Source organism: Pseudoalteromonas rubra (assembly GCF_005887095.1).
GTDB classification, from domain to species: domain Bacteria; phylum Pseudomonadota; class Gammaproteobacteria; order Enterobacterales; family Alteromonadaceae; genus Pseudoalteromonas; species Pseudoalteromonas rubra_E.
On sequence record NZ_PNCI01000111.1, the window covers coordinates 1 to 11,588 of the forward strand.

Below are 11,588 nucleotides of genomic sequence, written 5' to 3' on the forward strand. Positions count from 1 at the left end.
ATTTGAAGGAGCAAATATGACGCTAACGGCGTTAAAAATTTCTCATTTAGAACAACTAAATAGCAAAATTTTTGCCTCGCCTACATGGATGTAGGTGCCTCAGCGATAGCAGGACGCGAGAGCGGTGTTATCGACCCTATTTTCTCGCCTCAAAATAGAACACTTAATTAAGCAAATTGGTATTAAAAAGAAAAGGCCCGCTCATAGAGCGGGCCTTTTTGATTGGGTCAAGTCTGAAATTAGACTCTGAACTGATCGACAGACTGTCTCAACTCTTCGGCCAGCTTGGCCACTTCAGAGCTAGAAATAGAGGTCTGGTTTGCGCCTTCTGCTGTTTGCTCGGCGATGGTCACGATAGACTCAAGACGCTCACTGATCTCCTGCGACACTTGCTGCTGCTCATTGGCTGCATTGGCAATCTCTTCACTGACATCGTGTGCGCGTGAGACCGCATCGGTGATAGAGTTCAGTGCCTCATTGGCCACATCACTTTGATGAACACATGACTCAGCCTGTTGCTGACCTTTCGACATAGCGCTAACGGCTTCTTCAGCACCGCTTTGCAACGACTCGATCATGGCCTGGATCTCTTGGGTTGACTCTTGCGTCTTGCTGGCAAGAGAGCGAACTTCATCTGCAACAACGGCAAAACCACGACCCTGTTCACCAGCACGTGCTGCTTCGATGGCTGCATTGAGTGCCAGCAGGTTGGTTTGCTCTGCAATACCGCGGATAACATCCAGGATCCCGCCGATGGCCGAGCTGTCCTGATGCAGTTTGTTGATCACCTCAGAGACGGCTTCCACCTCATGAGCCAGTTGCTCAATGGTGTGTTTGTTGTCCTGAGAAATGCCTTTCACACGTTCAGCTTCTTTATCGGCGTTCTTGATTTCCTGCAACGCCTGATGGGCACTGTTGCTCACCCCATGGGCTGTGCTGCTCATTTCCGTGGTTGCAGTTGCTGCTTGTTCAACCTGAGACTGCTGGCTCTTAATCGCCTGGCTAGACTCTATGGTGATGGCTGAGGTCTCTTCCGAGGCTGCTGCCAGCTGGGTTGAACGCGACACAATACCTGTGATCAGTTCACGCAGGCTGGCGATAAGGCTGTTACAGCTGCGTGCCAGTTCACCAAACTCATCTTTTGCTGAATCATCCAGCGTCTGAGTCATATCGCCACGCGCGACAATATTAAGTACCCGGTTCACTTCTGCCAGTGGTTTAGTAATACGGCTGACAGTCAAATAAGCAATCACAATGGCTAACAGGGCTGCCATGATCATGCCCACCCAGGTCCACATATTTGCAGAGGTTACGTCTGCACGTACTTCGTCCTGAATATCAAACGCCAGTTGTTTGGATTGTGCAACCAACTCGCCAAGCTGCTTTAAAGCTGCATTAGTGGTGGTCTCTGCAGCATCCAGCTCAGAGCGGGTTTTCTGTCTTGCGGTGATCAGCTGACCTACATTGCCAGCGATGCCGTTTGAGCCTTTTAACTGCGCAAGGAGGTCACTGTAGTACTGCTGTAAATCGTCTGCCAGAGTGCTATCAAGTTGCGTGACGGTCGATGTCATCAGCGCCATATTGCGCTCCAGCTCTTCCAGGACGTAAGCTTGTTCTTTTTCGACTATGTCCAGGGTGTTACGCTCTTTGATGGTCATCATATCTGTGCTGGTAGTCACCGCTGAGCTAAACAGGTTCTCCAGTTTGGTCGCGGCTTGATAAGCACGGTTGTCATTTTCTTGCAAGCCATCCAGGTCCAGGATGTCTAGCACTACGGTAGTGGCATCTTCCGCTGCCATTTCAGTGTCTTCAAGTTGTTGCTTGAGCGTTTTAACCAGCATGAGCTCACGGGCTTTATTGCTGAGCAGGTCCTGCACTGAGGTTGAAAATTGCTTAAAGCTGGTTTCGACCTGGCGTTTGCTTTGTGCCAGACCTGGATCTTGGTCAACCACAGCACCCAGTTCAGAAAAGGTTTTATTAAACGCTTGCTGGCGCTCATTAAATTTTGCCTTAAGTGAATTAAGCTCGTCGGGTGACTGGGTAAAGTAACTGCCCTGAGCAAGTTTACTCATTTGAGTAAATTCGATCTGTAAGGCAGCACTGCTGTCGAGCGCGGGCAATGACAGCGAATTAACCAGTCTTGTGGAATTATCAATATTGGCGATCCTTAGCAGCGAGTTTCCTCCGATCATCAACAGGAGTAGAGTGATTATTATAAAACCACCCCAGATACGTTGGCTTACAGTCAAATTCATACGGGTACCATCAAATTAAAGCTGAATGAATGCTTATCGGATTTATTGCGCGATAGTTAAGTATTTTATAGCAGATGTGAATTCAAAATTCAGTAAAATCGGCTGATAAACAGTTAATTGCTCGAAATTTGCTCATTTCTGTCTAAATCAAGCAAGGTCATCGGTCCACCCCATACACATCCTGTATCTAAAGCAGTGACATTGGGTACATGTGTGATGCCTTGCAGGGCGGCCCAATGACCAAACACGTAACGATTTGGGTCAGCCCGAAAGCGGGGATGAGTAAACCAGGGGCGCAAATCACCAGCATCATCTAACGTACCTTTATTGTCAAAATCGAGATGCCACTGAGCAGTCAGAAAGCGCATTCGGGTAAACACATTGACTATGGTATTAAAACGACTTTGTTCATCTTTCTCCAATACCAGGTGTGACTCTTTTCCATACATGGCCGGCAGGAAGTGACTGGCTTCACTGCCCATATACTTTTGTTGTGCCCATTGCCCTAATGCCAGGGCTTGCTCAATCTGCCACTCGGGATGAATACCGGCATGGGAGATAAAGGTACGATATTTTTCCAGGTAGACACACAATGGCTGACTGCTTAAAAAGCGCAGGTATGCTGGCAATTTGCTGTGCTTATATAAGTCATCAAGTTTGTCTTTAGGGTTTGGGGCGTTACCAAGCAATACATTGCAGATAAGGTGCAAGTCGTGGTTGCCAAGTGTAACTGTGATGCAATCCTGATGGCGAAACACAAAATCAAGGCAGCCGAGGGAATCGGGACCCCGGGCAACGATATCACCAACCAGATAAAGGTGATCACGCGCAGGGTTAAAGGCGACCTCCTGCAATAGCTGCTTTAATGGTGCAAAGCAGCCTTGCAGATCACCGACCACATAATTGGCCATTAGTGCAGGATATCCGGGCGACTCAGTCTGAATACCTGAATAGGCGCCCGGAACTCGGTACCAAATTCGTTGCGCATGACATAGTAGCCTTCCATAGTGCCAACGGGCGTATCCAACACCGCACCGCTGGTGTATTGGTAGCTTTCTCCCGGGCGAATGGTTGGTTGCTCGCCGACCACGCCATCACCTTCGACCTCGGTTTCTTTGCCATTGGCGTCGGTGATCAACCAGTAACGGCTTTGCAGTTTGGCATTGCACAAGCTGTGGTTTTTAATGGTAATGGTATATGCAAAGACGTATTTGTCTTTTTCTGGCTGAGATTGACCTTCAACATAAAAGGTCTCTACAGCTACTTTGATCGGTGAGCCGATCTCACTCTTTGTTGTCATAGATCCAGTTTGCTATCTCAATAAATTGCGAAAGGGAAATATTCTCGGCACGTAAACCCGGGTCGACCCCAAGGTCGCTCAGTTGCTCGGCTGTCATTAAGTTAGACAAGCTGTTACGTAGCGTTTTGCGTCTTTGATTGAAAGCTTCAAGACACACAGTGTTGAGCACTTTGGTGCTCTTTGCACTACGTTGTTGTGCATCTTTAGGGATCAGCCTTACTACAGCAGAGTCCACTTTAGGCGCAGGTTTAAAGCATGTTGGTGGTACCTGGATGACAGGAATAGCATGGCAATAATATTGCGTCATCACACTCAAACGACCGTACGCTTTAGAGCCCGGTCCGGCAACCATGCGGTTAACAACTTCTTTTTGCAGCATGAAATGCATGTGCTCAACCTGATCCGCAAATTCAAACAAATGAAAAAGCAGTGGGGTAGAGACGTTGTAGGGTAGGTTACCAAAAATTTTTAATTTCTCTTCGCCTTTAAGGAGTGAAGAAAAATCAAACTTCATGGCATCGCCCTGATGTACCGTCAGTTTGGGTCCCATAAAAGGATGGTGGATCAGGCGCTCTGCCAGATCGCGATCCAGTTCCACAACAGTTAGCTGGTCACTCAGCTCGACAACGGGCTCAGTGATGGCGCCCAAGCCTGGACCTATCTCTACCAGATTGTCTCCGGGCTTGGGATCGATAGCCGTCACAATCTTATCGATGATGTTGCTGTCGTTAAGGAAGTTTTGGCCGAAGCGTTTACGGGCTCGGTGGCCCAAATGTACTTTATCTGTCATGAACTCTGTGTTTTCTCGGTGGCGAGCTTAATTGCTTCGCGGATCGCTAATTCGAAACTACCGACTTCTGCGTTGCCACTGGCGGCGAGATCGAGTGCTGTGCCATGGTCTACAGAAGTGCGGATAAAGGGCAATCCGAGGGTAATATTAACCGAATTGCCAAATCCTTTGTATTTTAACACAGGTAAGCCCTGATCGTGATACATTGCCAACACGGCATCGGTATTTTCGAGATATTTCGCCTGAAATAGCGTGTCGGCGGGGAGTGGGCCAACAAAATGCATGCCCTGCGCATTGAGCTCGGCCAACACCGGCTCTATGGTATCTATTTCTTCATTGCCCAGATGACCACCTTCACCAGCATGTGGGTTTAGCCCGCATACCAATACATTTGGTTGCTCAATGCCAAACTTGGTTTGCAAGTCCTGATAAAGGATATGTGCAACCTTAGTGAGTCTGTCATGGGTAATGGCCTTAGACACGTAAGCCAGGGGAATATGAGTCGTTACAAGCGCCACACGTAGCCCTTCGGTAGCCAACATCATGACCACATCAGGGGTGTTAGATTGCTGAGCAAAATACTCAGTATGGCCACTAAACGAAATACCCGCGCGATTAATAATCCCTTTGTGAACGGGCCCGGTGACGACCGCATCGAATGTGCCGTCCATGTTTTTTTCAGAGGCAATACGTAAAGTATCTAATACATACTGACCATTGCGCTCGTCTAGCTCTCCAGGGATGACGTCGCAGCCTTTGTCGACTTGAAGGTAATAGATGCTTCCAGGCGGTGCTGCCGTGGCTGGGGCATTGGGATCGAACGGAATGAGCTTAATGGCCGTCTCTAGCTCCCTGGCACGTTGTAGCATGATATCTTTGTCAACAACGGCGACCAGCTGAGCTGGCCAGTCGTGTTGCGCAAGTTTGATAACCAGATCTGGTCCTATCCCTGCCGGTTCACCGGGGGTGATTGCGATTCTTAAACTCATCTTAGTTCTTCTATTAGTCGATTACTTCTACGTGTGCCTGTTCGCGCATTTCGCGCATCCACTTAAAGCTCTCTTCTTTAAACTTACGACGAAACAGAAGTTGGTGGGCACGGTTTGCTTTTGCTTGCTCTGTTTTATCAGCAACGCGCTTGTCAAGCAACTGTACAATGTGCCAGCCAAAACTACTTCTGAATGGGTCACTTATCTCATTTTGTTCCAGAGATAGCAGAGCGTCGCGAAATGCAGGTGCATAGGTTGTCGGATCTGTCCAGTCGTATTCACCGCCTTTCAGCGCGGACCCAGGATCTTCCGAATGCTCTTTTGCAAGGGCTGCGAAATCAGCTTTGCCTTCACGAAGGTCGACAGCAAAACCAGCTAACATATCTCGCGCTTTTTCTTCACTTAGAATAATGGACGGTTTGATTAGGATGTGACGTGAGCGTACTTCTACCCGCTCAACTACCTGGCGACCACGAATGTCCTGAACCTTCAGGATATGGAAACCAGCACCTGAGCGAAGTGGACCAATGATATCGTCTTTCTGCTTGCCTTTTACTGCTTCAGCAAACAAGGTTGGCATTTCATTGATCCCCATCCAGCCAAGCTGTCCGCCGTCCAGCGCTTTTGCACCACTTGACGAAGCAATAGCGATACGCTTGAATTCTTTACCTTCATCAAGAAACTCCATCACCTTGTCTGCGCGTTCACGTGCGGCTTGAATGTCTTCGGGGTTGGCTTTACTGTCAACTTTGATCAAGATGTGGCCAATGTCATATTCTTCTGATTGACCCGTTTGCTCTGCTAATATTTTCTGCAGGTTAGCAATTTCCTGCGGGCTGATGTAAATGCGGCGATCAACAGCTGCGCGCTGCACTTGTGAAATCATGATCTCGGTACGGATCTCTTCCCGATACGCCTGGAAGCTCTCACCTGCGGCTTCAATTGAATTACGCAGATCTGAGATTGTGCCACCCTGATCTTTAGCCATGCTGGCCAGTGTTTGATCCAGCTGGGCGTCAGAGATTTCCATGCCCATACGGTCTGCCAATTGCTGCATTAGCACTTGGTCGATCAATTTTTCCACGGCTTGGATCTGCAAAACCTTATCAGAGGGGAGCTCTGTATTTTGTTGTTCTGCTTGCTCTTTCACGCGCTTGAGAATTTTGTCTACTTCACTTTTTAACACCACGCCGTCGTTAACCGTCGCGACAACTTTGTCCAACTGGATACGCTCGGCCCATACCGGCTGTGCCAGCGTCATACTTAATAGTGGAACTAATAACAGCTTTTTTAAATTCATAAGAGTCTTTGTTGTTAATTATTTAAAAAGAACGGTCTGCGGTAACCAAAGATACCCGAACGTAGTAACTGGCTAGCATCATATCTTGATTTGCTGCCTAACCCTTTTAACACAAAATTGATACCAAAGCTTGTGTCAAAAATTGCGTCATCACGCGATATCGTTTGATTGAGATCCGTTTGTATTTGGCGTTTGCCTGTGATGCGTACAGCCCAGCAGCATGATTCGTACTGGAGCCCGGCAAACACTTCAACGCTTCGGTTTGCTGTCAGATCACGGTGATAGCTGGCAACGAATTGCCAGTTCTCATCTATAGGTAAACTGCTAAACAAGCCGATTTGATCAATTTCATATCCTGAGACATCACTGGCATAGTGATGGTTCAATTGAACTAATTTTTTGTTACTGCCGCGGTAGTCCAGCGTCATGTGAGACTGGATCAGCTCTTTTTCATCAGCATCATATTGCAGACCCGCGGAAAAGTACCATCGACGGTGCCAGTGCAGCATACTCTCTGCAGCAAACAAGGCATTGTAGTTCTTGCTGCCAAATTCCGGGTTATTCAGTGTCAGTATATTCGCTTCAAGAGATTGCTCTGTTGGTTTAGCCGAGTCACTCAAATAGATGATCTGTCCCATGCTGAAGTTGAAACGTTCACTATGATTACTATCGAACAGGCGAGTGGTTGCGCCAAGGGTAAACTGGTTTGCCTGAGCGATAAAATCGACGCCTGAAAAGCGTTGTTCCCGGAATAACCCAAAAAAGTCGTCCTGCATCTTGATTGTGTCATACAAAGCGATACCCGACTGATCCTTTCTTGGAGTATACAAATACTGGATTTGAGGCTCCAATGTTTGGGTACCCTGTTCAAGAATAAAACTTGTTTGTCTTTCCAGGTTCAGCTGACCATGCAGCCGTAGTTTCGGTATGGTACGCGATACAGATTTCTTATATTGCGATTGCGCAAATGCTTCGTCACCGTCCTGTTCATAATAGGTGTGCATCAGGCTTAAATTCGATGCAAATGACCAAGCATAGGCATTGTAGTCATATGACACACTGGGTTCCAGGTGTATTCTGGTTGCATCGGTGACGGTTAATTGATCGTTAGTAAAGTGACTAATTTGGCCCGTCAGCCCCCAATTGAAGCCCTGGTAATTGTGCGAGACATTGTTGATGGTAAGCTGCGGCAGTACGGCATACGATTCTGTATGATTACCCAGCACCTCAAAGTTTTGCACTTTCAGATCAATGGCCCACTCGTCTCCAAGATAACTGAGTTGTCCTGTACGATATAGGTGGGTGTCTGTTTCATTGGCATAATCAGAATCTAAGTCTGAAATATAGGCATCATCACTGATATTGGTAATGTCGACACTGGCACGCCAGTTTTCATCAAAATAGCTGTTTTGCGTCCAGTTAACCAAATACCTTTCATTGAGCTGCTTTGCTGAATCATCCTGCTCTAAAAACTCGATGGCAAGCTGACCTTGATGTTGCCGGGTCAGATAACGAAACTCAGAAATGAGTTGCGTGCCTTTTTTCGACATATATCGTGGCGTGATGGTTGCGTCGTAGTTTGGAGCAATATTTATGTAATAGGGAATAGCAACACCCAGGCCGCGTTGACTCGAGCTACTGATAGTCGGAGTGAGCACACCTGACTTTCGGCGATCATCAATAGGAAAAGTGAAATAAGGCACATAAACTACTGGGGTATCCAGAATTTTCAGTATGGTGTTGTGTGTCTCTCCCCAGCCACTGTCACGATTCATAACAATACTACTGGCTTCGATTGACCAGAAGGGGGTTTCTCCCGGACAGGTGGTAAAGCTGGAATTAAGCAGATCAACCTGGCTGGTTGTCGCGTGCAGTTTCTCGGCACTACCATGACCGTTTTGCTGAGTCAGCCAGTAATCGGCACCGAGCAGGCTGAATTCATATTCTTTTAAATTGGCAAACATGCCAGTGCTGTTGACGAGAGTATACTCATCCTGAAAGACCAGTGGGCCGGTGGCATTGAGTAGTCCCTGTTGTTTGTCTATCAGTGCTGCCTGAGCGGATAAGCTCATAAGATTGGAGCTGATCACAACATTTCCGCTAAACTCTGCGCTGTCGACGCCTTGTAGCTCTACATTATCAGACTGAATGTCGATGGCGCCACTTGGTAAGTCAGCGATGGGTTGCCAGTTTTTAGGCTGAAAGTAGTCTTTACACTGAAGGCCATCAATGTTCGAATTAGCAAAAGTCGCTGTACTGATTAGGGGAAGCACGAAAAGGCCCCAAGCTTTGCTCATTTATCAACCTTGTTTGCCGAAATTCATTTTCAAGCCAGACATAATAAATGAAAAGCGTGTTAATTACAGTAGTTAAGAATAGGAAATAGTAAGAAAAATGACCCAAAACCCGTCACCCAAGGCTGCACTGCGCGCGCAAGCCAGAGCGGCCTTTTTGCATAAGTATTATAATGCTGTCCCGGAGCAGGTTACTGCCCTTGACGGAGACGCCAGTTTCCGCCGCTATTTTCGCGTCATCCATAAAGACAGCAGATTAATTTTATTGGATGTAGCCCCAGAGATGGGAGACGTCCAGGCATTTGTTGAATTAAATGCGTTGTTCAACAAAGGTGCGGTGCGCGTACCGCAAATCATGGCGGCAGATTGTGCACTTGGGTTTGTACTGTTAGAGGATTTGGGTACTGTGCATTTGGCCGACAGGCTGGGCGCGCAGCAGGACGTACCTGGATACTATGAGACGCTAATAGAGATGCTACCTGACATCGCTCGTCTGCCACTAAGTCCCCATATGAAGCCCTATGATGCTGCTTTCATTGATATGGAACTGGATATTTTTAGTGAGTGGTTACTTACTCGCTGGCTGGGTTATGAAATCAGTGAAAGTTGGCAGCGGCAGTGGCGCGCTTTAAAGGAAACACTGATCTTAGCTATGCAGGGACAGACTCAGGTCACTATGCATCGGGACTTTCACAGCCGAAACATTATGTGGCATCAACAGCAATGGGTGGTCATAGACTATCAGGACGCTGTGCGGGGACCGGTTTGTTATGATGTGGTTTCGTTACTCAAAGATTGTTACCACACCTTGCCACAAGATCAGTTTGAGCATCTGCAACGGTACAGTTTTGAAGTACTCAGTAAGGCGGGGCTTCTTGCTGATCGTAGCTATGCAGATTATCAGCAACAACTGGCGCTGACTGGGTTACAGCGACACCTCAAGGCGGCCGGGATATTTGCGCGTTTGTATCTGCGCGATGGTAAACCTGGTTACTTACAGAATATCCTGCCGACACTGCAATATGTGTATGACGCAGCAAAATGTGTTGATACATTTCAGTGGCTTGCAACTTGTGTACAATCCGAGATAATACCTCTGGTAAAAGCAAAGCTGGAACAACGTAAATGAAAGCAATGATTTTGGCCGCTGGCCGGGGCAAGCGTATGATGCCACTGACGGCGATGATGCCAAAGCCTATGCTGGAGGTCGCGGGCAAGCCCTTACTGGAGCACCATCTGATACGTCTGGTGCAGGCTGGGATCACTGATATCGTGATTAATCTGGCCTGGCAAGGTGACAAAATACGTGCATATTTTGGCGATGGCAGCGCGTATGGGGTATCTATTCAATATTCAGAAGAACCTGAAGGCGGGTTGGAAACGGCAGGCGGTATCGTCAGGGCTTTGCCCCTGTTGTGTGAAGACGAAGATGCATTCATCGTAATTAACGGCGACATTTTTACAGACTATGCTTTGCACGATTTGTCTCGCCTGCACTTATTACCTGGTGAGGCGCATCTGGTGTTAGTGGAAAACCCTCCTCACAATCCACAGGGAGATTTTCCTCTTGCCCACCAATTCACCAACACGCAGGCGTACACATTTGCTGGCATTGGGTTGTATCACAAAGACTTTTTCAGCGCTGTCAATGAACAGTTTTTAGCACTGGGGCCATTGCTCAGAGAAGGGTTGGCGCAAGGGCAGATCTCAACGGAGCTTTATCTGGGACAGTGGCATGATATAGGTACTCCGGAGCGCCTGGCGCAGATCAACAAAGCAGTGGGGCAGGTGCATGTGGGGTAAGTTATTAGGCACAGGGTTTGGCTTTTTATTTGGCAAATGGCTGGGTGCCATCCTGGGGTTTTACCTGGGTCACTTATTTGACAAAAGCCTTAGGCAGGATTTCGACAAAGTAGGCGGCTTTCAGGGGTTTTTGAATGGTGATGATCTCAGTGAGCGTCAGGCGTTGTTTTTCTCTAGCTGCTTTTCTGTGATGGGGCACATTGCTAAATCCAATGGCAGAGTCAGTGAGGTTCATATCCGTGCCGCGACCGCTTTTATGGATGAAATGGCGTTGGCTGGTGACGATCGGCGTGAGGCACAGCATGCCTTTCGGGCCGGAAAGGACGCTGACTTTTCTATTAAAGACTCGGTTCGGGAAGTCCGGGAAGCCTTTGCCAGACGCTATGACCTGTTGCAGTTGTTTCTGGAAATCCAAATCCAAATGGCCTTTTCTGACGGGCATGTCTCGGAGCAGGAACAGGTTCTGTTGCGTGAGGTGAGTAAATATCTGGGGATTTCCCAGACTCAGTTTAGCTTTTTACTTAAGCGGTATCAGGCTGAATTCCGGTTTCGACAGCAGCGTGCTCAGTGGCAGTCTCAGCAACGTCATAGTCAGGGGCAGCAAAGACAACACCGCAGCTCCTCCGGGGCAACTCAGCAGTCGATGGTATCTCGCAATGAGGCACTGGCAGTATTGGGGTTGAGCGATGGCGCATCGGACAAAGATATCAAGCGTGCCTATCGCAAGCTGATGGCACAACATCACCCTGACAAACTGGTTTCTCAGGGCCTGCCTGAGCATATGATGGAAATTGCCAAGCGCAAGAGTCAGAGTATTCAATCAGCTTATGAGCTACTGAAACAAAAACGCAGCAGCT

Annotated in this window: 10 protein-coding genes; 3 read left to right on the forward strand and 7 right to left on the reverse strand. The window is 47.9% G+C overall.

Translation table 11 applies throughout. The features are described 5' to 3' along the window. Window positions 1-239: 239 nt before the first annotated feature. From CWB99_RS23360 to lptD, 7 genes are all read right to left on the reverse strand, one after another. Window positions 240-2,255 (reverse strand): methyl-accepting chemotaxis protein, encoded by a 2,016-nt coding sequence (locus tag CWB99_RS23360; RefSeq protein ID WP_138553646.1) that lies wholly within the window; start codon window positions 2,253-2,255, stop codon window positions 240-242. A 113-nt stretch (window positions 2,256-2,368) separates the two neighbouring features. Further along, window positions 2,369-3,166, reverse strand: a complete 798-nt coding sequence (locus tag CWB99_RS23365; RefSeq protein ID WP_138553645.1) for a symmetrical bis(5'-nucleosyl)-tetraphosphatase — start codon at window positions 3,164-3,166, stop codon at window positions 2,369-2,371. After that, window positions 3,166-3,555 (reverse strand): Co2+/Mg2+ efflux protein ApaG, encoded by a 390-nt coding sequence (gene apaG, locus CWB99_RS23370; protein WP_138553644.1) that lies wholly within the window; start codon window positions 3,553-3,555, stop codon window positions 3,166-3,168. The genes CWB99_RS23365 and apaG overlap by 1 nt, the downstream gene beginning before the upstream one ends. Continuing rightward, the gene (gene rsmA / locus CWB99_RS23375) at window positions 3,539-4,345 is read right to left on the reverse strand and encodes a 16S rRNA (adenine(1518)-N(6)/adenine(1519)-N(6))-dimethyltransferase RsmA (RefSeq protein ID WP_138553643.1); all 807 of its coding nucleotides are present in this window, start codon (window positions 4,343-4,345) and stop codon (window positions 3,539-3,541) included. Before rsmA ends, apaG begins: the two co-directional genes overlap by 17 nt. Further along, window positions 4,342-5,334, reverse strand: a complete 993-nt coding sequence (gene pdxA, locus CWB99_RS23380) for a 4-hydroxythreonine-4-phosphate dehydrogenase PdxA (protein WP_138553642.1) — start codon at window positions 5,332-5,334, stop codon at window positions 4,342-4,344. Before pdxA ends, rsmA begins: the two co-directional genes overlap by 4 nt. Before the next feature lie 13 nt (window positions 5,335-5,347). After that, window positions 5,348-6,634: a peptidylprolyl isomerase SurA gene (gene surA / locus CWB99_RS23385; RefSeq protein WP_138553641.1), complete on the reverse strand. Its 1,287-nt coding sequence runs from the start codon at window positions 6,632-6,634 to the stop codon at window positions 5,348-5,350. 14 nt (window positions 6,635-6,648) lie between these two features. Continuing rightward, window positions 6,649-8,931, reverse strand: coding sequence for an LPS assembly protein LptD (lptD, locus tag CWB99_RS23390; protein WP_138553640.1), 2,283 nt, complete (start codon window positions 8,929-8,931; stop codon window positions 6,649-6,651). Between the two features lie 97 nt (window positions 8,932-9,028). Here lptD and CWB99_RS23395 point away from each other — a divergent pair, with 97 nt between their 5' ends. From CWB99_RS23395 to djlA, 3 genes are all read left to right on the forward strand, one after another. Further along, window positions 9,029-10,057, forward strand: a complete 1,029-nt coding sequence (locus CWB99_RS23395) for an aminoglycoside phosphotransferase family protein (RefSeq protein WP_138553639.1) — start codon at window positions 9,029-9,031, stop codon at window positions 10,055-10,057. Continuing rightward, window positions 10,054-10,731 carry an N-acetylmuramate alpha-1-phosphate uridylyltransferase MurU gene (gene murU, locus CWB99_RS23400; RefSeq protein WP_138553638.1) on the forward strand — a complete coding sequence of 226 codons (678 nt, stop codon included), beginning with the start codon at window positions 10,054-10,056 and terminating at the stop codon, window positions 10,729-10,731. The genes CWB99_RS23395 and murU overlap by 4 nt, the downstream gene beginning before the upstream one ends. Further along, on the forward strand, window positions 10,721-11,588 hold an 868-nt coding region (djlA, locus tag CWB99_RS23405; RefSeq protein ID WP_138553637.1), incomplete at its 3' end, for a co-chaperone DjlA. The genes murU and djlA, both read left to right, overlap by 11 nt.